At 46.7% G+C, this 24,175-nt stretch carries 24 protein-coding genes and 1 tRNA gene; 23 read left to right on the top strand and 2 right to left on the bottom strand.

Translation table 11 applies throughout. The features are described from left to right. The first annotated feature begins 65 nt into the window (after positions 1-65). From mnmG to RSX24_RS18210, 7 genes are all read left to right on the top strand, one after another. Entirely contained in the window at positions 66-1,955 is a 1,890-nt protein-coding gene (mnmG, locus tag RSX24_RS18240) for a tRNA uridine-5-carboxymethylaminomethyl(34) synthesis enzyme MnmG (RefSeq protein WP_236413679.1), read from the top strand. After that, positions 1,955-2,680 carry a 16S rRNA (guanine(527)-N(7))-methyltransferase RsmG gene (rsmG, locus tag RSX24_RS18235; RefSeq protein ID WP_236413677.1) on the top strand — a complete coding sequence of 242 codons (726 nt, stop codon included), beginning with the start codon at positions 1,955-1,957 and terminating at the stop codon, positions 2,678-2,680. Before mnmG ends, rsmG begins: the two co-directional genes overlap by 1 nt. A 914-nt stretch (positions 2,681-3,594) precedes the next feature. Then, positions 3,595-4,413 carry a nucleoid occlusion protein gene (gene noc, locus RSX24_RS18230; RefSeq protein ID WP_236413675.1) on the top strand — a complete coding sequence of 273 codons (819 nt, stop codon included), beginning with the start codon at positions 3,595-3,597 and terminating at the stop codon, positions 4,411-4,413. Between the two features lie 185 nt (positions 4,414-4,598). Beyond that, entirely contained in the window at positions 4,599-5,360 is a 762-nt protein-coding gene (locus tag RSX24_RS18225; RefSeq protein ID WP_236413674.1) for a ParA family protein, read from the top strand. Then, a complete protein-coding gene (locus RSX24_RS18220; RefSeq protein ID WP_236413672.1) occupies positions 5,353-6,198 on the top strand; it encodes a ParB/RepB/Spo0J family partition protein in 846 nt (281 codons plus the stop codon). Before RSX24_RS18225 ends, RSX24_RS18220 begins: the two co-directional genes overlap by 8 nt. A 140-nt stretch (positions 6,199-6,338) precedes the next feature. Continuing rightward, entirely contained in the window at positions 6,339-7,493 is a 1,155-nt protein-coding gene (locus RSX24_RS18215) for an aminotransferase class V-fold PLP-dependent enzyme (protein ID WP_343261393.1), read from the top strand. A gap of 244 nt (positions 7,494-7,737) precedes the next feature. Further along, a complete protein-coding gene (locus RSX24_RS18210; protein ID WP_236413671.1) occupies positions 7,738-8,238 on the top strand; it encodes a DUF4446 family protein in 501 nt (166 codons plus the stop codon). Here RSX24_RS18210 and yyaC read toward each other — a convergent pair. Further along, positions 8,213-8,818 (bottom strand): spore protease YyaC, encoded by a 606-nt coding sequence (gene yyaC, locus RSX24_RS18205; protein WP_236413670.1) that lies wholly within the window; start codon positions 8,816-8,818, stop codon positions 8,213-8,215. The genes RSX24_RS18210 and yyaC overlap by 26 nt on opposite strands. A 96-nt stretch (positions 8,819-8,914) precedes the next feature. Between yyaC and RSX24_RS18200 the strand changes: the two genes are divergently transcribed. From RSX24_RS18200 to RSX24_RS18185, 4 genes are all read left to right on the top strand, one after another. Further along, on the top strand, positions 8,915-9,178 hold the full coding sequence (locus RSX24_RS18200) for a putative Se/S carrier protein (protein WP_343261392.1): 264 nt from the start codon (positions 8,915-8,917) through the stop codon (positions 9,176-9,178). A 14-nt stretch (positions 9,179-9,192) separates the two neighbouring features. Further along, entirely contained in the window at positions 9,193-10,134 is a 942-nt protein-coding gene (locus tag RSX24_RS18195) for a mechanosensitive ion channel family protein (protein WP_339275437.1), read from the top strand. After that, on the top strand, positions 10,124-10,351 hold the full coding sequence (locus RSX24_RS18190) for a DUF951 domain-containing protein (RefSeq protein ID WP_343261391.1): 228 nt from the start codon (positions 10,124-10,126) through the stop codon (positions 10,349-10,351). Before RSX24_RS18195 ends, RSX24_RS18190 begins: the two co-directional genes overlap by 11 nt. Before the next feature lie 95 nt (positions 10,352-10,446). Beyond that, positions 10,447-10,537, top strand: a tRNA-Ser gene (locus RSX24_RS18185). Positions 10,538-10,942: 405 nt separating this feature from the next. On the opposite strand, the gene RSX24_RS18180 is transcribed toward RSX24_RS18185, so the two are convergent. Beyond that, positions 10,943-11,137: a YjzC family protein gene (locus tag RSX24_RS18180; RefSeq protein WP_236413661.1), complete on the bottom strand. Its 195-nt coding sequence runs from the start codon at positions 11,135-11,137 to the stop codon at positions 10,943-10,945. Positions 11,138-11,337: 200 nt separating this feature from the next. Here RSX24_RS18180 and rpsF point away from each other — a divergent pair, with 200 nt between their 5' ends. From rpsF to RSX24_RS18120, 12 genes are all read left to right on the top strand, one after another. Continuing rightward, a complete protein-coding gene (rpsF, locus tag RSX24_RS18175) occupies positions 11,338-11,628 on the top strand; it encodes a 30S ribosomal protein S6 (RefSeq protein WP_236413660.1) in 291 nt (96 codons plus the stop codon). Between the two features lie 49 nt (positions 11,629-11,677). Beyond that, entirely contained in the window at positions 11,678-12,166 is a 489-nt protein-coding gene (gene ssb, locus RSX24_RS18170) for a single-stranded DNA-binding protein (RefSeq protein WP_236413659.1), read from the top strand. A 56-nt stretch (positions 12,167-12,222) separates the two neighbouring features. Then, positions 12,223-12,495 (top strand): 30S ribosomal protein S18, encoded by a 273-nt coding sequence (rpsR, locus tag RSX24_RS18165; protein ID WP_062327715.1) that lies wholly within the window; start codon positions 12,223-12,225, stop codon positions 12,493-12,495. Positions 12,496-12,665: 170 nt separating this feature from the next. Further along, positions 12,666-13,262: a M15 family metallopeptidase gene (locus RSX24_RS18160; protein WP_236413658.1), complete on the top strand. Its 597-nt coding sequence runs from the start codon at positions 12,666-12,668 to the stop codon at positions 13,260-13,262. A 684-nt stretch (positions 13,263-13,946) separates the two neighbouring features. Further along, positions 13,947-15,695: an ABC transporter substrate-binding protein gene (locus RSX24_RS18155; protein WP_343261390.1), complete on the top strand. Its 1,749-nt coding sequence runs from the start codon at positions 13,947-13,949 to the stop codon at positions 15,693-15,695. A 78-nt stretch (positions 15,696-15,773) separates the two neighbouring features. Further along, entirely contained in the window at positions 15,774-16,736 is a 963-nt protein-coding gene (locus tag RSX24_RS18150) for an ABC transporter permease (protein WP_343261389.1), read from the top strand. A 12-nt stretch (positions 16,737-16,748) separates the two neighbouring features. After that, entirely contained in the window at positions 16,749-17,672 is a 924-nt protein-coding gene (gene opp4C / locus RSX24_RS18145) for an oligopeptide ABC transporter permease (RefSeq protein ID WP_343261388.1), read from the top strand. Between the two features lie 10 nt (positions 17,673-17,682). Next, the gene (locus tag RSX24_RS18140; protein WP_343261387.1) at positions 17,683-18,651 is read left to right on the top strand and encodes an ABC transporter ATP-binding protein; all 969 of its coding nucleotides are present in this window, start codon (positions 17,683-17,685) and stop codon (positions 18,649-18,651) included. 1 nt (position 18,652) lies between these two features. Further along, complete coding sequence (locus tag RSX24_RS18135) at positions 18,653-19,618, top strand: ABC transporter ATP-binding protein (RefSeq protein WP_343261386.1); 966 nt, start codon at positions 18,653-18,655, stop codon at positions 19,616-19,618. Between the two features lie 257 nt (positions 19,619-19,875). Further along, positions 19,876-20,766 carry a D-alanyl-D-alanine carboxypeptidase family protein gene (locus tag RSX24_RS18130; protein WP_343261385.1) on the top strand — a complete coding sequence of 297 codons (891 nt, stop codon included), beginning with the start codon at positions 19,876-19,878 and terminating at the stop codon, positions 20,764-20,766. A gap of 258 nt (positions 20,767-21,024) precedes the next feature. Continuing rightward, positions 21,025-22,614, top strand: a complete 1,590-nt coding sequence (locus tag RSX24_RS18125) for an MFS transporter (RefSeq protein WP_343261384.1) — start codon at positions 21,025-21,027, stop codon at positions 22,612-22,614. Positions 22,615-22,988: 374 nt separating this feature from the next. Beyond that, on the top strand, positions 22,989-24,023 hold the full coding sequence (locus tag RSX24_RS18120; RefSeq protein ID WP_236413648.1) for an LCP family protein: 1,035 nt from the start codon (positions 22,989-22,991) through the stop codon (positions 24,021-24,023). Positions 24,024-24,175: the final 152 nt, after the last annotated feature.

Below are 24,175 nucleotides of genomic sequence, written 5' to 3'. Positions count from 1 at the left end.
TTACGGTCGTTGGTTGATTTGGATATAGATGATGCTATGCGAAGGCATAAGGAGGTAGATTGAAAATGGCTTATGATGGCGGAAATTATGATGTCATTGTTGTGGGTGCAGGCCACGCAGGCGTGGAGTCTGCTCTGGCCGCAGCCCGCATGGGAAGCAAAACGCTGATGATCACCATCAATCTGGATATGGTGGCATTTATGCCGTGCAACCCCTCGATTGGAGGTCCGGCCAAAGGGCATGTCGTACGTGAAATCGATGCGTTGGGCGGCGAAATGGGACGCAACATCGACAAAACGTTTATTCAAATGCGGATGCTGAACACGGGGAAAGGTCCTGCAGTGCATGCTTTGCGTGCGCAAGCGGATAAATTCTCTTATCAGCATACCATGAAAGAAACGATGGAGAACGAACGCAACCTGACGATGCGCCAAGGGATGGTTGATCGTTTGATTGTTGAAGACGGGCAGTGCGTTGGCGTTGTAACCCAGACGGGAACCGAGTATCGTGCCAAAGCGGTGGTGCTGACCACAGGAACATACCTGCGCGGCAAAATCATTATGGGTGAATTGATGTACGAGAGCGGGCCGAACAATCAACAGCCTTCGTTGAAATTGTCGGAACATCTGCGCGAGTTGGGATTTGAGCTGGTTCGCTTCAAAACAGGGACGCCTCCGCGCGTGCATAAAGACACGATTGATTTCAGCAAAACGGAAATTCAGCCTGGCGATGACGAACCGAAGTTCTTTTCCTATGAAACGGAATCTTCGGACAACGAGCAGCTGCCTTGCTGGCTGACGTATACTTCGGTCGAAACGCATCAGATTATTAACGACAACTTGCATCGCGCACCGATGTTCTCTGGTTTGATCGAAGGAACGGGTCCGCGTTATTGCCCTTCTATTGAAGATAAAATCGTGCGTTTCAGCGATAAGCCAAAACATCAAATTTTCCTGGAACCGGAAGGCAAGAATACATCCGAGTATTACGTACAAGGGTTGTCCACCAGCTTGCCTGAGGATGTGCAGCTTCGTATGCTGCGTTCGATCCCGGGGATGGAAAACGTAGAAATGATGCGAAACGGCTATGCGATCGAATACGATGCCATGGTTCCGACCCAGCTCTGGCCTTCGCTTGAAACCAAACGGCTGCCAGGATTGTTCACTGCCGGCCAAATCAACGGGACTTCCGGTTATGAAGAAGCCGCAGGGCAAGGAATCATGGCCGGCATTAATGCCGCGCGCAAAGTGCAAGGCAAAGAGCCTGTTGTGCTTGATCGTTCCCAAGGCTACATCGGCGTGCTGATCGATGATCTGGTTACGAAAGGAACCAACGAGCCTTACCGCTTGTTGACTTCCCGTGCCGAGTATCGCCTCTTGCTTCGCCATGACAATGCGGACTTGCGCCTGACGGAAATTGGTCACGATATCGGATTGATTACGGAAGAACGTTACGCCAAATTCCTGGACAAAAAAGCGAAGGTAGAGGCAGAGATTGCGCGTTTGAAAGCGACCAAAGTGCGTCCTGCTGATGTTAACGATAAACTGGAGGCTGTCGGATCTGCGCCGATTCAAGATGGAAGCACATTGCTCACTTTGATGCGCCGTCCGGAAATTACGTACGATTGGATTGCAGACATTTCTCCTTCCGAGGTTGAATTGACGGCTGAGATGAAGGAACAGGTCGAAATTCAGATCAAATATGCGGGTTACATCGAAAAGCAATTGATCCACGTGGAACGTTTGCAGAAGATGGAGAAAAAGAAGATTCCGGCCGACATCGAATACAATGACGTTCATGGGTTGGCGATGGAAGCGAAACAAAAGCTGTCGAAAATCCGCCCAATCTCCATTGGTCAGGCATCCCGGATCTCCGGGGTTACGCCGGCGGACGTCTCCATTTTGCTCGTATACCTGGAGCACTATAACCGCGTAACCGCAGCAAGGGGACAATAATGGATACGATTCAACAGCAGCTGCAGTTACGCTTGAAGGAACATGGAATGGAGCTGGATGAACGCCAGCTGGAGCAATTCGAGCTTTATTTTCAGGAATTGGTATCGTGGAATGAAAAGATGAATCTGACGGGAATCACCGAGCGGGAGCAGGTGTATACCAAGCATTTTTACGATTCGGTTTCGCTCGCCTTTTATGTGGATATGGAGAAGGTTGAGCGACTTGCAGATATCGGTTCGGGCGCCGGATTTCCCGGAATACCGCTTAAAATCTGTTTTCCGCATATCAAGCTCACGATCATTGATTCTTTAAACAAACGGATTGGTTTCTTGCAGCATGTGGTGGACACGCTGGGGTTGACTGACGTTGAGTTGATTCATGGACGTGCGGAGGAATTGGGACGCAAGGAAGGTTACCGGGATCGCTATGATCTCGTCACTGCGCGTGCAGTCGCCAAGCTTGCCGTTCTGAATGAGTTCTGTCTGCCATTTGTGCAAAAAGGAGGATTCTTCGCCGCGATGAAAGGCGGGGACCCTCGCGATGAAATGAAGGAAGCCGAGTTCAGCTTCAATCAATTGAAGGGACGCGTAAAGGCTGTACATCCGTTCCAGCTTCCTGTAGAGGAATCGGCACGCCACATTATTTTGGTACAGAAGTTTGATAAGACACCTCATAAATATCCACGCAAGCCGGGGACGCCGTTGAAGACCCCGTTGATTCAATAACAGAATATGAGGGGCATGTTCAAAAGGGAAAGAGAATGTTTCACGTGAAACATTCTCTTTTTTTTCTATACGTAAAAGGAGCAACAATCCTTAGGATTGGGCGAAGACAAGCATCAACCCACGCGATGGTTGGCTATAGTAAAATGAGGTTTGCAAATCCTTGAGAGGAGCCAGTTATGAAAAAGATATGGGTTTGTTTTTGAATAAGAGAAAAAGAATGAAAGATCAGAAGCGCTGCTAAAGATAATATGAGGTGCGGTTTGGATTGGAGGTTGTCTGGATCGGAAAGGCAGGACAATCTGAAGAAGCAAAGCGGTCGCTTATAAGTTTCGGAAAGAAAGCTGGACCGGGAGCATGGACTGATCACCGGATTTCCCTTTTTAAAAAAATTTGGAGATACAGAGATCGGAAGATGGTACTGTACTCGCAGTCGCTTGGTCCGATTTATTATTGCGGTTATCTAGATCTGTATTCGCGCAGCCAATATGGAAACGAAACATTGATTTGCAGAAATCCATCTGAAAATATGCTGTGCCCCCAAAAAAGATGGAACAACTTGCCTTGTGTGGCAATAGGCCAAGCCATTGTATTCAACAAGACAGAAAGACATAGACATCTGAAGATTCCTGCGTAGGACGCAGACCAAAATATTGATTCTCAAAGTGATCAAAAGCAGGAAAATTGAGCCGTTTTAAAGAATAGGTAAGCATAGGATTATGAAAGAAAAGATGGTAGAATAGAAGTATCGGCTCTTGGCGGACATCGCCTTTACGTTGAATGATATAGATCGATTTATGAGCATGACCAATGATAGAGTATTTAGGACATATCCAAATATGTGCATCCTTTGCATGGAATAAGAAGCCCTCGATTTCAGACGAGCGCTATTATGAAACTAGGTGGTAGTATACGGAATGAAAGAACAATTTTCGAAGTTGTTTGGTTTGGCGGAGCGTAATAACGGTGACGAAATAAAACAAATCCCGGTGAATGAAATTGTGAGCAGCCCGTATCAACCCCGCACCATTTTCGATGATGAGAAAATTGACGAACTGTTGCAAACGATCAGAACCCATGGAGTAATCCAACCCATCGTGGTTCGGGTGAGAAATGGCTCCTATGAGATTATTGCCGGAGAGCGGCGTTGGCGCGCGGTTCGCAAGCTGGGTATGGAGCAAATTCCCGCCATCGTGCGCGAATTCAATGACTCACAGGCGGCATCGATTGCGTTGATCGAAAATTTGCAGCGGGAAGGGCTTACTTCCATTGAAGAAGCCGTTGCTTATCAAAAGTTGATCGACCTGCACCAGCTCACGCAGGAGAGCCTTGCTCAACGTCTTGGCAAGAGCCAATCCACGATTGCGAACAAAATCCGGCTGCTTCAGCTTCCGGAAGGCGTGAAAACGGCGTTGATGGAGCGAAAAATATCGGAACGGCATGCACGGGCCCTGCTTTCCCTCGACACTGAGGAATTGCAAATGAAGCTGCTCGGAGAAATTATCGACAAAGAACTGAACGTCAAGCAAACGGAAGCGCGGGTAGCCTTTTATAAAGAAGCATCCAAAGTGAAAAAATCGAAGCGCATATCCTATACAAAGGATGTACGGCTTGCCCTCAATACGATCAGGCAATCGATTGATATGGTCACTGGTTCAGGCATGGATATTAAGACGAAGGAATCGGACCATGAAGACCATTATGAAATCGTCATTCATATACCTAAGCGCAAATAATTGAAGCTTTGAGGCGGCAATGGCCGCTTTTTCTATCTACGCAAGCCATGAATGGACAGCACGAAAGGGAATGAGGGTGCACAAACGGTTGTTGCAGTAATGGATGATCGCCACCTGCTTTTAGTTAACGATATCTCATAAACCTAAACCTACAAGAAAAGACTCCTATATTTGAGGTGAAGTAATTGTCTAAGATTATGACCATAGCCAATCAAAAGGGCGGTGTGGGGAAAACGACGACATCTGTTAATTTGGGTGCAGGTCTGGCTTCGCTCGGGAGAAGGGTATTGCTCGTCGATATTGACCCTCAGGGAAATACAACGAGTGGAGTTGGAATTAATAAAGCAGATGTGGCCAACTGCATATATGATGTGTTGATTAATGAGGTTCATCCCCAAGAAGCCATTTTGGAAACGAAAATCGAAGGACTTCATATTATCCCTGCAACAATTCAACTGGCTGGCGCGGAAATCGAGTTGGTTTCTACGATTTCCAGGGAAGTTCGTTTGAAAAAGTCACTCGCCCTAGTGAAAAAAAATTATGACTACATACTGATCGACTGCCCACCTTCCCTTGGCATGTTGACCATCAATTCGTTAACAGCCTCCGATTCGGTGATCATTCCGATTCAGTGTGAGTACTATGCGTTAGAAGGATTAAGCCAATTGCTTAATACGGTTCGTTTGGTGCAGAAACATTTGAATACGTCTTTGCAAATTGAGGGCGTACTGCTTACCATGTTTGATGCACGCACGAACCTGGGAATTCAGGTCATTGAAGAAGTGAAGAAGTATTTCCAACAGAAGGTGTATCAGACCATTATTCCGCGTAATGTTCGATTGAGCGAAGCTCCATCGCATGGCCAATCGATTATTACGTATGATCCTCGGTCCAGAGGGGCGGAAGTATATTTAGAGCTCGCGAAGGAAGTGATTTCTTATGAGTAAGCGGCTTGGAAAAGGCCTGGATGCCCTGATCCCATCGCTTTCAATCAATGACGATGACAAAGTCGTGGAAATCCCCCTCAATCAGTTGCGGGCCAATCCATATCAACCCCGCAAAGTTTTTGACGAAGATGCAATACACGAATTAGCCGAATCGATCCGCCAGCATGGCGTTATTCAACCGATTATTGTCAGAACAGTGCTGAGAGGATATGAAATCATTGCAGGTGAGCGTCGTTTCAGAGCTTCTCAATATTGCGGCAATACAACCATACCTGCTGTCGTACGCAGCTTTAGTGACCAACAGGTGATGGAAATTGCACTTATTGAAAATTTGCAGCGGGAGAACCTGAATGCAATGGAGGTTGCTGTCGCTTACCAAGGCTTAATGGAACAGTTCTCATTAACGCAAGAAGAACTGTCTGTGAAAGTAGGGAAATCCCGCTCGCATATTGCCAACTTCTTGAGGTTATTGGCTTTGCCGGAGGAAGTTAAGGATTATGTTTCACGTGGAACGTTATCCATGGGCCATGCTCGTGCTATTGTGGGGTTAAAAGATCAGGACATGATGAAACAGTTGGCCAAACAGGCCATCGATCAAGAATGGAGCGTTCGTGAGCTGGAGGAAGCCGTTCAACAACTGGACCGTTCCAAGTTGGGCGAGGCGAAGGCCAAAGCCAAGGTGAAGAAAAAGGACCCTTTTATTGATACGCTGGAAGAATCGCTGCGCGAACGCTTCAAAACAACTGTAAAGATCAAACATAATAAGGACAAAGGCAAAATCGAGCTTAACTACTACAGCAAACAGGATTTGGAACGGCTGTTAGAGTTGCTGCAATAGAGCCAAGTAGGGCAACATCAGCGGGGCCTCTCATGAGAATGACATATCGCCTCCGAACGCTGGAGACTTGATATGTCATTATTCTTTTTTTCTCGCATAATGAAAAAGTGGCCATCATCGAAGTAGAGGTGGTAGTTCAGGTGCAAGACATTATATATCTTGATCATGCCGCGACATCATGGCCGAAGCCGCCAGCCGTTGCAGAAGCCATGGTGAATGCCTTGCAACAATCTGGGGCCAACCCCGGAAGAGGGAGCCACCGCATGGCCGTTTCGGCAAGCCGGGTGCTGTTCGGGGCCAGAAAGTCAATAGCCAACTTGTTGGGCATTCATAATGCCAACGATATCTCGTTTACAGCAAATACAACGGAAGCGTTAAACATCGCCATCCAAGGATGGGTTCGTCATGGGGATCATGTCATTGCGACGATGGCCGAGCATAATTCGGTACGGCGACCGCTGGAGTATTTACGGCGGACTCGCTGTGTTGAGGTGGATTATGTTGGTGTCGATCAGAACGGCGATGTTGATTTAGCGCAAATGCAGCGCATGTTCAAACCTAACACCAGGCTGGTCGTGTGCACGCATAGTTCGAACTTGCTCGGGAGCATACTTCCTATCGGCGAGATTGCGCTGCTCGCTCATAAACATAAGGCGACATTGCTTGTAGATGCCGCTCAAAGCGCTGGAATTTTGCCTTTGAACGTACGGCAGTTGGAGATCGATATGCTTGCATTTCCCGGGCACAAGGGACTTCTCGGCCCACAGGGTACGGGTGGACTCTACATAGGTCCGGAACTCGATGTGCAGCCTTTGATCCACGGGGGAACGGGGAGCCAGTCCGAAGCCATTGAACAACCCCTTATTCGGCCGGACCGATATGAAGCCGGAACGCCGAATACGGTGGGCATAGCCGGATTGGAGGCAGGTGTGAGGCATGTATCCTCCTTGGATCCGGCACAAATATACCAGCATGAATGGGGACTCATTCAGCATATGATGAATGGACTGTCTTCGATTAAAGGCATACACATGCTGGGACCGAAACTTGATCAACCACGCACAGGCTTGTTATCCTTTACCCTAGAAGGCTGCGATTCGGCCCAATTGGCATTTCAACTTGACCGGCGCTTCGGCATTGCCGTAAGGGCAGGATTCCATTGCAGCCCGCTTGCGCATGAATCGGCGGGGACGACGGCAAGTGGAGCCGTACGGGCAAGCGTGGGATACAGTACTACAAAGGATGAGGTGAATGCCCTCATCGAGGCTGTACAAGAGCTGGCAAACATGGAATAAGAGTAGACTAGGGACGACTTTTCACCTGAAAGACACCTTTATAATACGAATTCGCCGCGTAGATTTCCATATTTGTATCTTTTTGGTGTTTACATGTTACAATTTTCGGGTTGATTAGAAGAAGAGGGTTAGGTTAATCTAGGGAATGGAATGCCGCCAGGCAACAATAGGAACATGTGGGATACCGTCTTGATGCAACAGACGCAAACATGAATTTGAACAAACAGAGGGGTAGTTACACTACATGGCTGAAATAAACGAGCTGATTCTGGAACAGCTGCTATGGATTATTGGCGGATTGGCATTATTGACGGTAATTTTATTGATTGTGAGCATTGCCCAAGGAGCAAGACTTCGAAAGTTCAAGCGAAAATACGAAGCAATGATGGCCGGCAGCGGCGTCGAGGATTTGGAGTCATTGCTGATCAACCTCAAAATCCAAATGGATAGCATTGAGGATGGGCATCAGATGCAAACGAACCAGTTGCAGACGATTACGCAGAAACTGGCCCGCATCCAGAGCAAGGTTGGCGTAAAACGGTACAATGCCTTTGGCGGAAACGGCGGCGATCTCAGCTTTTCCGTGGCCATGATCAACGACAGCCAAGATGGCATGGTATTAACGGGCATTTTTAACCGTGATGGTTCTTATGTGTACGCTAAACCTCTTAAAGGGGGAGAATCCTCGTATACCCTATCCCCGGAGGAAAAGGAAGCTATCAGTCTCGCACAGCAAGCAGAGTAGAACGGGTATGCCATTCGCGAATGGCGGAATACAAGCTGCTGGCGATCATTTCGGACATACGCATGACAAGGCTCAGCCGGGTGTTCTGTAAAACAAAGTATTCCATGAAACCGCCGACGTTAACGATACCAGCAAGATGGATATCGCCGACCGGCGGTAATTCTTTATTTACGCCTGCTCCAGGCTTTAATGGACCGTTAACGACTTGAATGCATCCAACGCTGGATGATTGCCCCAGACAGGCATCGACGGCAATAATGTAGGGATTGTGATGGGCTGCGTTGATTTTATTCAACGTATCCTGCAAGTTCATGGCATGCACAGGCTCGTCGAGGGTCCCATATAGGTGAAAGAGGGGGCTGTCCCATTTCGACAGGGACGAACCCACAAGCGGGCCAAGGCAATCGCCGGTTGAGCGATCGGTGCCGATGCACACCACGACGACATTTCGCAGGGAATGGGCTTTGTATAGATGGAACATTAAACGGTGGATAATAGCGGAGCGGGCGCCAGGATCAGTATGCGAAATCTTTAGACTGGTGGTATCATGAGACGAAAAGGAATGTGAAGTTGGATTCATAGGATCTATCCTCTCCCCTTGAAATGGTAGTATCAGTATATGGAAGGATAGAAGATTTTATACTTTGTCAGTCAGGCTTTTTTGGAGGGATCGAACATGGACGAATGGTTGGATGATTGGCTGCTTATTGCTTTTGATTCGACCCAGCAGGCGCTTAGGGCAGAGATGCTGCTTGAGTTTGCGGAGATCGAAATTGATTTGTTTCCAACGCCGAAGGAAATTACGGCAGGCTGCGCATTATGCATCCAATTCCCCAAAGAGGATCTTGTCAGAGTTCAGCAGATCATTCGCAATGAATTCGTCGAGATCAGGGGCCTCTATTTCAAAAATGAAACAAGCTATGATAACATACCGATGTAGAGGAGGGAGTCATCATGTTGCCCTTTGAATTTGCGACAGAACCACCGACCTCCACGTCGGAGGAAGCCGTTCAGACCGCTATCCGGTGGACAGATAAATTGTGGAACCAGTTAACCGATGGCGAAATGTGGATGAGCATTCTGTTCAGCTCGCTTCGTCTGATCATTATTTTCATTCTTACGCGTATTGCCATAAAGGTAGTGCATCGAATCATCGACCGTTCCATGTCCCGCAAACAAGAAGGACGGATACGCGTGAATCCACGGAGGTTCGTAACGGTTGGCGAGCTGCTTAAAAATGCGACCTCCATTACGTGTAACTTTATTATGGTATTGCTGGTGCTGTCGGAGCTGAACGTCAAGGTAGGACCGCTATTGGCCAGTGCCGGCGTGCTTGGTCTTGCCATCGGGTTCGGGGCTCAGGGCCTTGTCAAGGACGTTATTACCGGATTTTTCATTATTCTTGAAGATCAGTTCGCCGTGGGAGATGTCATTCAGACCGGCTCTTACAAAGGAACAGTGGAAGTGATTGGTCTGAGAACGACTAAATTGGTGAGCTGGCAGGGTGAGGTTCATATCATTCCTAATGGTACGATCGCGAGCGTGACGAACTTCTCCATGTCCAACTCCCTTGCTGTTGTCGATATTCCAATGAAAGCAGAGCAGAGCTTGGATGAGTCCGTCCATCTTGTAAAAAGGGCCCTCGCCGGCATCGAGGACCGCGATCTCAATATCGTCAAGGTTCCTGATGTGCTCGGCATTCAGTCTATGACGACCTCAGAGTATGTAGTGCGAATCGTAGCCGAGTGTATGCCCAATTCGCGGGCATCGGTGGAACGCCAAATCCAGAGCGATGTGAAAAAAATGTTCGAATACCGGGATAACAGCAGTCAGGCTGCGCTGGAGTTTGCTTCAGCCCAGGAAAAGGACGAGGGGGATGGAAGAGGTGGAGCGTAAAATTTTTCAACTTGGCGATATCGTGCAGATGAAGAAGCAGCACCCATGCGGAAGCAATGAGATGGAAATCATTCGCATGGGCATGGATATCCGGATCAAGTGCGTGGGGTGCAAGCACAGTGTTCTGATTCCTAGAGCCAAATTTGAAAAAAGCCTGAAAAAAGTACTGCGTTCTACGGTTGCCGAAGAAGAAACCGAGGTTAAAACGGACGAGTAATTGAATGCAGTACAGCCATAGCAATGGCCGATTACAAATTAATTAGATAGACTATTGCCATATCCGATTAACTGTGCTATAATCAGTATTGCTGCGGAAAGGTACCCAAGAGGCCCAAGGGGGCTGACTCGAAATCAGCTAGGCGTGTCAAAGCGTGCGTGGGTTCGAATCCCACCCTTTCCGCCACTAACTACTAACGTTATCAAATGAAGATAAAGACCTTCCTTAATGGAAGGTCTTTTCGTTTTAGTCTGATGGTTCATCTTTCATATTAAGCTTATGGACAACGTGAAAAGCTGCAAAAAAAGATAAAGAGCCCCGAAGGGCTCTCTAAGGCGATACAGCGTTTAGTTAGAAAACAATCGGTCGTAACGGTCAGAAACCTGGCGTACTGCTGAGCAATACACGTGCTTCAGACGAATGGTCTTACGCACTTACCACTTGCTTCTTCATATTACGTGATGCATCTCCAACGAACCAATCAAGTTCGGCTACGTAGTCCAACGGAACCACACCTCTCTTGTGTATCGCCTAATTGTATTATGTGCATGTTGACGGATTATATACAGCCCTCCGAAAAAAAAGTTGCTCTTAATGCACCCGTGCCTTGGTCAGCTTTTTCCATTTGCGATTGTGATTGCTCGTTTCGGGAAAAGGCTCGCCTTTTTTCAGCGTTACCCGTTTAGGATTTTGGATCTCCGTGTGAAAACTTCGCTCCCCAACCTCCGTATATTCACCATCGTTCGGTGCCTTGTCTCCAGGTTCAAACTCGGTTCGTTCACCCATGGTGTTTCCCTCCTTGAATATGGTCGTTCGTGCTGCCCATATAGTGTGCTCCAACCGGGAATTGATCATGTGCAAAGAATAAAGGGAACGTTTGCTTGCATTCGGGTGTTGTTTTTGTTATAGTAATATGGTTCGAGTTTGTGCTCGTTCCTTGCTCTCAACTCGGATTGAGGGCCGAAGTCCATAAGGAGGTGAAAATTATGCGCAAATATGAAGTGATGTACATTATTCGTCCTGACGTTGAGCAAGAAGTTGTTCAAGCTACAGTCGAAAAATTCCAAGGCATCATCTCCAACGGCGGTGGTGAGGTTACTGCTCACGACGTTATGGGTAAACGCCGTCTTGCGTATGAGATCAAGAAATTCCGTGATGGGGTTTACGTTCTGGTTAACTTCACTGCTGAACCAGCAGTTGTTAACGAACTTGAGCGTCTCATGAAAATTTCTGACGAAGTTATTCGTTATCTCATTACGAACGACGTTGTTGCTTAAGACAACCCGTGATGATTGTACCTAACACGCTCTGAAGGAGGGGATTACATTGTTGAACCGTGTCATTCTGATCGGCCGATTAACTCGGGACCCTGAACTGCGTTATACTCCGGCTGGGGTAGCAGTTACGCAATTTACTTTGGCAGTAGACAGACCGTTTACGAGCCAAGGAGGCGAGCGGGAAGCGGATTTCATTCCGGTCGTAACCTGGAGACAGCTTGCTGAGACGTGTGCAAACTATTTGCGCAAAGGGCGTCTGGCTGCAGTCGAAGGACGCATTCAAGTACGAAATTACGAAAATAACGAAGGTAAACGTGTATACGTAACCGAAGTTATTGCCGATAACGTTCGTTTCTTGGAGTCTAACCGCGATAGCAACAATAGCGGCGGTGGCGGACAAATGCGTGAGGAGCCTTCTTACGGAGGCGGCGGACGTGCGAATAACAACAACAACAGCTATTCGCGCAGTAACAATCAGGATCCTTTTTCCGATGACGGAAAACCGATTGACATATCGGATGATGATTTGCCATTTTAACGTGAACCGCTTCTCATTCGAGTTGGCGGAATAACGATAGGAAAGGACTGAAAAGCATGAGCTTCAAGCAAAGAGAAGGCGGAGACAACGATAAAAGACCGGCTCGCCGCGGCGGCCGCAACAAACGTCGTAAAGTGTGCTTCTTCACTGCGAACAAAATCACTCACATCGACTATAAAGATACGGACTTGCTCCGTAAATTTATCAGCGAACGTGGAAAAATTTTGCCACGCCGTGTAACAGGTACTAGCGCTAAATATCAACGCATGCTGACGATTGCCATCAAACGCTCCCGTCAAATCGCATTGCTGCCATACACAACTGAGTAGTATTTACTCAGCTTGGATACGAAGCAGTCGGCTTAATCGCCGGCTGCTTTTTTGCATTTCGGGAAGATCCTTCGCTAATCGCGCCGAGAGGCATTTTGCAGCGAAATGTTTTATAATAATAGAGTCTATGAATGCAGTGTTGGACGAAAGAACACACATCAGGAGAATCTATGAATAAATCAAAGCGCAGAATGAAGCAAAAGCGGAAAGGGCGGCTTGGATCATGGATTGTTGCCACATTGCTGATTTCGGTCGTTTACGTATGGATCCAGGAAGAGGATCGCGTGCATGAAATATGGCCAGGCAAACAGCAAGCAGCGGTACCGATTACTGGTCTTCATCCCAAGGTTGTGGAAGGCGAGCAATTGCTCGTGCGTAAGGCGGCTCGAATCGGCATTGAAGTTGTCATCACGCATGGGTATCGCAGTATAGAGGAACAGGATCAGCTTTTTGAACAAGGGAGAGCCTTGGCAGGGAACATCGTTACGAATGCCCGCGGCGGAGAATCATATCATAATTATGGACTGGCCATTGATTTTGCCCTTCGGACGCCGGATGGAGACATCGTATGGGATATGGAACGCGATGATAACGGAAACGGTAAAGCGGATTGGATGGAAGTGGTGGACATTGCCAAGGAGCTGGGATTCACTTGGGGCGGGGACTGGGCAAATTTCCCGGATTATCCTCACTTGCAAATGGATTTTGGCTTAAGCATTAACGAGTTAAAGCGTGGGAAGCGGCCGCCAACAGAGGGAGTACATTGATATTATAAATATTGATATAAACGCATAAATATTAAAAAAGTCCTGCTTATTGCAGGACTTTTTTCAACCTTTTGTAAAATAAATGATAAAAGTTGACAATTCATTCTTTACAGCAGCAAATAAATGAACATATACTATAATAACTAGGATTTTTACAATCATCTGATGAAGGGCGTAAAGAAAGAAGTTTTGGATAAAATTGTTTGCTGTCCGCCTGACATGGACAAATTTAGAAAAATGTATTTTTGGCACGAAACATAACATGAAAGTTACAGAAAACCACATTTCCTGATGCTTGAACATTGGATCTGATGTAACAGTAATGTCATATTTGCAACACTTCTTGCAATCAAATTGTAATAAATCCCATAAAAGGGACATCCTCTACGTACAACCTTCCTTTATTTTACCTTTAATGCATAATAAATACCCATATATGTAGCATAGAAAACATTTATACCAAAAATCTCAAAATAATGATTGACGTCATCTAAATTTACACGTATGATTACATTAATTATTTTCCAATATAATCCCGCTAGGAATTGTGAGCATTAATTGACCAATGGTCTAAAGGCTGAATTACCATTGGTTTTAGAGTTTAGTTTTGGAATGTGTAATTATTCATGGATATTTATATCCTGATAATTTATTGCAATTCAGAAATTGGTGAGGGGGATTTTCATGAAGAAGAGATTTTCTTTGATGCTTGTAATCATGCTGTTGTTTGTTACTGTCCTAGCTGCATGCTCCGGCGGTGGAGAGAATGCGGAGCCAGCTACTGGTGAGAGTACGAACACGGAAACCCAAAGCAATACACCACCTGCTAAAGAAGAAGCCACGCAAAACGATGGTTTGTTCGAAGCAAGTGACATGTCGGCGAATCCATCTACGGCAACAAACCGCAAGGACACTCTTGTTGTAGGTACCGTGTCACCTAAAGGCGTATTTAATCCTTTGTTCCAAGATTCTGCTTATGATGATCAGATTAACCTTTTGCTTTTCGACAGCTTTGAATCGATTAATGGGGACGGAACATACTCTCCACATCTTGCAGACAGTATTGATGTAAGTGACGATGGATTGAAGTATACATTCAAGTTGAAGCCAGGAGTAACTTACACTGATGGTACACCAGTAACGGTTAAGGATTTCTACTTTGCACTGAAGGTACTTCATGATAAAAGTTATGATGGTTCATCTGATCCATTGTCCTACTCAATAAAAGGTGGGCAAGATTACTACGATGGAAAATCGAATGAGATTTCAGGAGTGAAAATCATTGACGATAATACTGTTGAGGTTGAAGTTACGGAAGTAACTGCTCTAACCAAAGATTTTCTTGGAGGGATTCCTTTCCTCCCAGAACACTACTACGGTAAAAATTATAAACAAGGCAATGTAGAGACTGTTAAAGCACTGAACGAAAAACCTTTAGGTACAGGACAATACATCCTGACATCTTTTAAACCGGGTCAGGAAGTGACCTTGGTAGCAAATGAAAACTATTTTGCAGGCACTCCAAAAATAAAAAATGTCATTTTTAAATCCACTACGGACGAGACTAAATTGGCGATGCTTGAATCTGGGGAGATCGACATGGACATGGTTACTGTAGACGAAGATAACGTTGAGGCACTGCAACTTCTTGGTTTCCTTGACATAAACATCTTCCCGACAAATGGGTATGGCTACATCGGTATGAACCACGAGAAAGAGAAATTCCAAGATCCAAAAGTAAGACAGGCACTTATTTATGGTCTAAATCGGGCAGAGATTGTTGAAGCAGTATACGGTAAATTTGCTGATGTAATCAACATTCCTCAGTCGAAACAATCCTGGGCATATACAGATGAAAGCATTGAAAAATACGAGTTCGATATTGAAAAAGCAAAATCCTTGCTGGATGAGGCAGGTTGGACTGTTGGCGGAGATGGAATTCGCGAGAAAAACGGAGAGAAGTTCAAAATTGATTTCTCCGGTACGGCTGACAATCCAGTAGTAGACGCGATCCTCCCAATTATGACTGCCAATTATAAAGAGTTGGGTATTGATATCGTTGCCGAAACGCTTGACTTTAATGCGATTTTGGATAAAACGGATAAGGGTGACTTTGATATGTTCTTTATGGCATGGGGACTTACTCCTGATCCGGATTCCACGGTATATCTGACAGGTGGCGCTCAAAATCGTCTGAAATATTCCAATCCTGCATATGATGATCTGATGAAGCAAGGCAAACGCGAGTTAAATCTGGAAAAACGTAAAGAGATTTATGCGAAAGCTTACCAAGAATTGAATAAAGATATCCCTGATATCCTGATGTACCAAAGAAGAGATGGTTGGGCAATCAACGGTCGAGTTAATGGACTGGATATCACGCCATACAAAAAATTTGTAGTTGAGCTGTATAAGGCTGAACTGGAACAATAAAAGATAATTTGGTATAAATCGGATAAGCTCAGCTCTCGCCAGAGCTGGGCTTTCCTAATTACCCCCAGGAGGAATACTATGAAGCAGTACATTATCCGTCGGCTGCTACAGATGATTCCGACGATGCTCGGAATTACTATTATTGTTTTCGCGATTACGACACTTGTTCCAGGAGACTATATAACAGCGCAACAAAATCCGAATATGACTGCCGAGAAGGCTGCCCAATTAAGAGAAATTTATGGATTGGATAAGGGCCCCGTTGAACGGTATTTCATATGGGTTGGGAATATGTTAACGGGTAATATGGGAGATTCACTTCAACATAAACGTCCTGTCACTGATGTTATTGGAGATTATGTCTGGAATTCATTTATCATCGCATTTCTAAGTTTAATTTTGTCATGGATTATCGCCATTTTTAGCGGGGTGTTCTCCGCAAAGTTCCAATATTCATTTTTTGATAAACTGGTCACACTGGCCGTCTTTCTTTGCATGTCGCTCCCTTCATTTTTTATTGGGCTTGTTCTGATTAAGTTCCTTTCAATTGATCTTAAGCTTTTTCCTGTTGGGGGAATGACCACGGCAGGGCAAACAGGATCAACTTGGGATTGGATGATAGACGTGGGGTACCACGCTTTTCTTCCAGTTTTGGTTTTGACCATGTTAAGTACGGGTAGTCTCACACGCTATTTTAGAACGAGCATGCTGGAAGTTATTCGCCAGGATTACATCCGTACAGCTCGCGCCAAAGGGCTTAAGGAAAAAACAGTTATTTTTAAACATGCTCTGCGTAATGCCATGCTTCCTGCAATCACTCTAATGGGGTTTGAATTACCTGCTCTGTTCGGTGGAGCCATAATCCTAGAGAAAATATTCGTATGGCCAGGTGTAGGGCAAGTTTATCTGGAATCCATTACGATGAGGGACTATCCATTTATGCTAGGATTTACTGTGTTTATGGCAGCTCTCACCTTGATAGGGACACTTTTGTCAGACGTTCTTTATGGGGCTGCAGATCCCAGAATTAGATTGAAGTAGGAGGAGATTGCATTGTCACTGGAGGCCGCACCAATTAAATCACAAACGAGAGTGTCTGCACGACAACCTGATTCTCCTTGGCGGGTTGCAGTTCGGCGCTTTGCTCGAAATCGACTTGCGCTGGCGGGTCTGCTGATTCTTACATTGATGATTCTGATCTGCATATTCGGGCCGATGTTATCTCCGTATAACGTTGATAACTACAGTGTAAAGGATAAGAATATGGGGCCGAGTGCCGAACACTGGTTGGGAACAGATAAGTTGGGACGAGATGTAGTTTTGCGTGTGATGCTGGCCGGGAGAATATCAATTATGGTAGGCGTAGTGGCTACATTCATTACGGTTGTCCTCGGGTCTATTCTTGGGGCTTTGGCAGGTTTTTATCGTCGATTCTTGGATTCTTTCATTATGAGAATTGCTGAAATTTTCATGTCAATTCCAACATTGCCGTTATTGATAATTCTGGGGGCGTTGTTGTCTGATCTGAAGGTTCCCCCGCAGGACCGGATTTATTTTTTGATGCTTATTCTCGGTATTTTATCATGGCCGGGTCTATCCAGGCTGGTCCGTGGACAAATTTTGACCCTGCGTGAACAGGAATTTATGCAAGCAACCGAAGCTTTAGGCTTACGAGACAGACGTAAAATTTTCAAGCATTTGCTTCCAAATACGGTACCGATTATCATCGTTTCAGCTACTTTGGGAGTAGCATCCGCAATCCTAGCAGAATCGGCCCTGAGTTATCTAGGGCTAGGTGTTGTTCCACCTACACCATCGTGGGGGAACATGATCGCGGAAGCAAACGGAATTATCGAATTCCGAAAACGACCATGGCTTTGGATTCCTCCAGGCACGTGTATATTGATAACAGTTGTAGCGATCAACTTGATTGGTGATGGTCTGCGTGATGCACTTGATCCAAAAATGAAAAAGTAGGTGATGCGACATGGCAAATAACCTGGTAGAATTTAAAAATCTCAAAACGCATTTTCATACATCAGCAGGTGTCGTGAAAGCCGTGGATGACGTGAGCTTTACGATCCGTGAAGGGGAAACACTCTGCGTGGTTGGAGAATCCGGCTGCGGTAAAAGCGTGACAGCCATGTCGCTAATGCGTCTGGTGGATACCCCTCGTGTAGGTGGAGAAATCTTATTTGAGGGGAAAGATTTATTAAAAATAAGTAAAAGTGAAATGAGTCGTATTCGGGGTAATGATATTTCTGTTATTTTTCAAGAACCGATGTCATCCTTGAATCCGGTTTTGACGATTGGAGAACAAATTACAGAGCCTATTCTTTTGCATACGTTAATGTCAAGAAAGGAAGCGAAGGAACGTGCTATTGAATTAATCACGCTGGTGGGTATTCCGCGGCCGGAGAAAATCTATGAGTCCTATCCTCATGAGCTTAGTGGAGGTATGCGACAACGAATCATGATTGCCATTGCTTTGAGCTGTAATCCCAAACTTCTGATCGCTGATGAACCAACGACGGCACTGGACGTAACGATTCAGGCACAGATACTCGACCTTATGCGTGATGTAAAGGAAAAAATGAAAACCTCTATTATGCTCATCACGCATGATTTGGGCGTCGTGGCTGAGATGGCCGATTATGTCGTTGTTATGTATGCAGGAAAGGTTATCGAAGAAGCCTCAGTTTACGAGTTGTTCAAAGCACCCAAGCATCCTTATACACAGGGATTGTTGAAGGCAAAACCGGTAATCAATCAAAAGCAAGAGCGTCTGTACTCAATCCCGGGTCAAGTTCCTAACCCGATTGAGCTTGGGGAGAACTGCCATTTTCACGATCGTTGCGAATTTTGTATGAACATCTGTTGTGAGAAGGAACCGCCTCTTCGAATGGACGCTAACGGCCATAAGGTTGCTTGCTGGTTGTTTGAGGAGGAGGAATGACATGGCAGAAGCTTTAATCGAAGTACAGAATTTAAAAAAGTATTTTCCGATTACCGGAGGAATCTTCCAACGCGTTATTGGAAATGTTCGTGCCGTAGATGATGTTTCATTTAAAATTAACAAGGGTGAATCCTTTGGCCTTGTAGGAGAATCTGGGTGTGGTAAGAGTACAATTGGAAGGACAATCCTCCGCTTGCTCGACAAGACGGAAGGAAAAGTGATTTTTAACGGAGAGGACGTTCATGCACTTAGCAAAAATAAGCTGCGCGATTTGCGTCCCAAAATGCAAATTGTATTCCAGGATCCTTTCAGTTCCTTGAATCCTCGCATTAAGGTTGGAGAAGCAATTGGGGAGGCATTGATAGATCATGGCATGTCCATCCGTGGTCAGGTCAAGGACAAGGTAATCGAGACGCTGAAGATTTGTGGATTGGCTGACTATCATTATGACCGATATCCGCATGAATTTTCAGGTGGACAGCGCCAACGAATCGGCATTGCTAGAGCTTTAATCATGAATCCTGATTTCATTGTTGCAGATGAGCCAGTATCGGCTTTGGATGTATCTATTCAGGCCCAGATTATAAATTTGCTTAGTGACCTGCAACAGGAGAAGCAGCTCACATATCTGTTCATTTCCCATGATTTGAGCGTGGTTGAACATCTATGTGACCGCATTGGGGTAATGTACTTGGGTTCCATGGTGGAGATGGCCTCCAAAGAGGATTTGTTTCGCCAGCCGCTTCACCCGTATACAAAGGCGCTACTATCAGCAGTTCCGATTCCGGATCCGACATTACGTCGTGAGCGAATTGTATTAAAAGGGGATATTCCTAGCCCAGCTAATCCGCCTTCCGGCTGTAAATTCCATACGCGTTGTCCGATAGCGACGGATATTTGCAAGCGAGAGATTCCCGAATATCGGGAAGTGGAAAAGCAGCATTTTGTAGCTTGCCATCTGGCTTAAATTAATTTAACTAACCTGCTTAAAGGGATTGGGGTTCTGACGAGCGGGATTGTTAATTCTACTTAAACATACTTAATGGCTTAGGAGCGACTTTGAATAACATGGATTCTGTACGCCTTGCACGGGTGTTCAGGGTCCATGTTTTTTTTATTTAATTTGCATTGGTAACAAAAAGATAAAAAAAATTTAACTTTTTTTAAAAAATCGCAGACAAAATGCCTCTTTCGTTCGTCTATATCTATAAGAGGTGATCGTCGGTGAAAAAACGTTGGAAACGGACAAGCATTTTGCTAGCTTTGCTGGTCATTATATATGTAGGAATACAGCCTGGCATGTTGGTAGGTAAGCCGGCCATCAAGGCTGCATCGGCCGTGTTGATGGATGCAGAAACGAAACAGATTATTCTCGATTATAATGGTTCCAATCAAGTATCCCCTGCAGGCATTAGTAAAATCATGACTGAACTGCTAGTGATGGATGCCATCTCCAATGGTGAGGTGAACTGGGACGATCCGGTGGCCATCAGCCAATATGCGAGCTCGGTTGGAGGGAAGCAGTTATCGTTGAAGCAAGGGGATCGGTTCACCGTACGCGAACTGTTCAATGTTGTTTCGCTGTATTCGGCGAATGATGCAACGATTGCGCTCGCCGAGCATATCGGCGGATCGGAGTCTGCCTTCGTGGATGCGATGAATCGCAAGGCGGCCGAGATCGGTTTGTCGGAACGCACGCACTTTGCCAACTCCACCGGGCTGCACACGGAGCTCCTTGGTCCCCATAGACCTGATGCCATCCAAGGCGATAGCTCCATGACGGCGCTTGATGCATGCAACCTGGCCTATTATTTGATCCGCCATCATCCGGAAATTCTGAAGATCTCCAGTCAAATTCAGGTATCCATGAATCAGAAAGGCATGTACGTTAGCAATACCAACTGGATGCTGCCTTCCATAGATGGGCCGTATGCCTATGACGGAGGAGACGGCCTCAAGACAGGATTTGATCAAGAGGACGGATATCATTTTGTCGGGACGGCCGAACGGAGCGGCAAGCGCCTGATCTCAGTGGTGTTTGGCAGCGAGACGCAGGAAGGGCGCTTTGTGGAAACGCGCAAATTATTGAACTATGGCTTTACGAGCAAGCAGTAGTTTCAGCGCGGACGTGAACAAATCTACATATATAGAGTATACGGGTTCGGCTTTCGTTAAGGGCAACCCGTGCAGCTCGTCAAGAATGCCGCCAGGTTATTGAAACCAAGGGGGCATTTTTCATTGGATTACTCATAAATTGACATAGGAATTCCATTTGCTTTAAAATGACCAATGAGTCATTTTGGATTGTTGTCGTTTAATATACATGTATAAGGAAGAGAACGAAACCTACTTTATGAATCAGGAGGCAGCGAAATGCAAAGACAGATGAAATGGCCGCTCATGTTATTCGCGGTCGGCGTTTTTATGGCAGCATTGGATAACGGCATTATTACTTCGTCGCTTACAACGCTGAACGCTTCGTTCGGCGTGACGCCAACATGGGGGGCGTGGACGATTACGCTGTATACGCTGGGCCTTGCAGTCAGCGTGCCCATTGCAGGCAAGCTGTCGGACCGTTATGGCCGCAAGAAGCTGTTTTTGATTGAGGTTGCTCTGTTTGGCATCGGCTCGTTGCTCGTCGCCTTAAGCACGTCCTTTACGTTTTTCCTGATATCCCGCGTTATTCAAGCGCTTGGCGGCGGCGGGATATTTATCATTGCGAGCTCATATGTATTAAGCCGTTTTCCCGCAGAACGACAAGGGAGCGCTTTGGGGATCCTGGGGGGCATGAACGGCATCGCGGCCATTCTTGGGCCTAACGTCGGTTCGTTTATTCTGGATGTTACGGGCAACTGGCATTGGTTGTTTCTCATTAACGTGCCGATTGCGATTCTGTTGTTTGTGGCAGGCATCCGTTATATCCAGGAGGAGCAGGAACTCAACAAAGCGGCTGTAGACTGGAGCGGCATAGCGGTCCTAACGCTCGGGGTGCTCAGTCTGATGTACAGCTTCAGCAATCTGGATGGCGTCAACATGCTGGAGAGCATCGTATCCCCTATGTTTTACGGATTCTTCGCCGGAGGCATCGCTATCCTGATTATTTTCTACTACCTTGAGAAAAGGCTGGAAGGAACACGCCGCGAGCCTGTGGTGTCTACGCGGCTTCTCGGCATCGCTTCTTTTCGCTGGACGCTGCTTATCGCGTTTTTCTCCGGAGCCATTCTGGCATCGGTCATCTTTATCCCTGGTTTCGTCGAGCAGTATTTGGGCGTGTCCAACACGGCTTCCGGCTATTGGTTTACGCCGCTGGCCCTTGCATCCGGCATCGGAGCGGGCGGCGGCGGGTACCTTGTCGATCGTAAAGGGCCGATCTGGACGCTATCGGTAGCGGGTCTCCTGTCTGCCGTCGGTTTCTTGCTCTTCCCGCTATGGGTGGAAGACCTCTGGCAGTTCGTCATTGCGAGCGTGCTGGTCGGTATCGGCTTCGGCATGATGCTGGGAGCACCCGTGAATGTGCTGGTTACGGAGCAAGCGGGTGAGAACAACAAGGGGATCGCCGTAGCGACCAGTTCGTTGTTCCGCCAGATGGCCATGGCGATTGCGCCTACGATTTTCGCCGGCTTCCTTGCTCGCTCGTTTACGAACCTGGGCACGAATGTCCAGCATGCCTTCACCGACAAAGGCATCCAGGTCCAGCCGGAAATGATGGATCAATTCGCATCCGAAGGGGCCGCGAGCAGCGATGTATCCAGTCTGACGGAGGGACTGGCGCAAATCCCCGATCAGGGCATTCGCGATACGCTGCTGGAGGCTGTGCATCAGACGACCGGACAGGGTTATAGCGGCTTGTTCTGGTCGGCTGTAATCTTCAGTGTGCTTACGCTTGTGGCGGCGCTGATTACGGGACGCATTCGCAGCCGTGAGAAAAGCCTTCAGTCAAACGAGGCCGTGACGAACAGCTGAATCCGGTGTATCATTTCATATATGGATGGAAAGGACAGCGATCTGTTATACGAGTGCAGCATTCTCTGATCCGCGTGTGTTCGGATTTCCAAATCCTGTTGAAGAAATATTCGAGGCTGATCCAACCGGTCTGCTTCTCCCTTTCAGGCAGGGACAGGGATTCGAATGGCCACAGGCTCGTTCATGAAGGGAAAGCTGTTCTTTTCTTTTAACCAGATTGTAACTTTTCGCGGAGCAGCAGTGTTTACAATAGAACGAGCATAAGGTACCCTGTTTCAGGACGGGGGACGTCAGGCAACATTGTGTCAGAACGCATTCCAGGCGGTTAAGTGTAGATTGGCAATTCATTTTGAGAGTGAAGAAGGAATCCGCGAATGACAAGAAGAACTAAAGAGAAGAAAAAGAAAAAAAGAAAAGGCCTATATATAACGCTCTTATCACTCGTCGTACTATTAGTTGGCGGTTATTTGTTCCGCCAGCAGCTCGCTGTGGCTGCATTCGATCTGTTTCTGGCCGGTACGGTCGAAGACTCGCTCTCCAGATCATACGTACCGCAGGAAGGCAATAAAACGCCCGATCCGATCGTATATCGCGAGAAACCATTCTCCGTGCTGCTGCTCGGGTCCGACAAGCGCGCCTATGAGAAAACCCGCGGACGCTCCGACACGGTCATGTATGCCGTTGTGCGTCCAAAGGAGTCAAGGGTGCTGCTGGTATCTATTCCGCGCGATACCTATGTACAGATTGTAGGGCGGGATGCTAACAAGGATGGCGAAGACGATTACGACAAGATCGCGCATGCTTACGCTTTTGGCGGAGAGAATATGTCCATCAATACGGTGGAGAAATTTTTAGATGCCGATGTCGGGTACTATGCCACGATCAATTTTGATGGAATCCGAAAAGTGGTCGATGCGCTTGGCGGCGTGAAGCTGCCCATTGAAGAGGATATCGTGAACAAAAACCCGGATCATGTACAGTTCACCATTGAAGGCGGCAAACCCATCTATGATGGTCAGGAAGCCCTTTACTACGTGAGGTACCGTGAGGATAGCGACTTTAACCGGACCAAACGGCAGCAGATTTTCCTGAACGCCATGGCGAACGAAATGCTTAATCTCAATCAAATTGGCAAGATTCCGGAGCTGCTGCAGATCATGGGAGACAATTTTCAGACCGATATGCAGCCTTCCTTCATCATTGACCTGGCCAAACAGGTGTTGACCCAAGAGAAGCCGCAAATTTCCAGCTTTACGATTCTCGGCGAGGGGATGCGCAAGGATGGCATCTACTATGGCAAGGCCGATGAGAAGGATGTCCAATATGCCAAAGAGCTGATTACGAACTGGATGGATGAATCGACCCCAGTCGGCTCACTGATGATTCCCGATCGGCAGAAGATCGAGTAATCCAACCATTCTATACCAGCGATGTGTGATGAGAACAGGGCAGCAGTGCGTGTTTTACGGGCTGCTGTTTTTTTTCTTTTTCGCAGGGAGTTCCCCCGATTGGAACATCACGTGTTATAACCCGTATAATAAAGTTTGGAGAAACTTTTGAG

This window comes from Paenibacillus hubeiensis, assembly GCF_032334105.1.
Taxonomy (GTDB): Bacteria; Bacillota; Bacilli; order Paenibacillales; family Paenibacillaceae; genus Paenibacillus; species Paenibacillus hubeiensis.
Note: the sequence above shows the minus strand (reverse complement) of the source record. Positions and strands in the feature narration are given on the sequence as shown.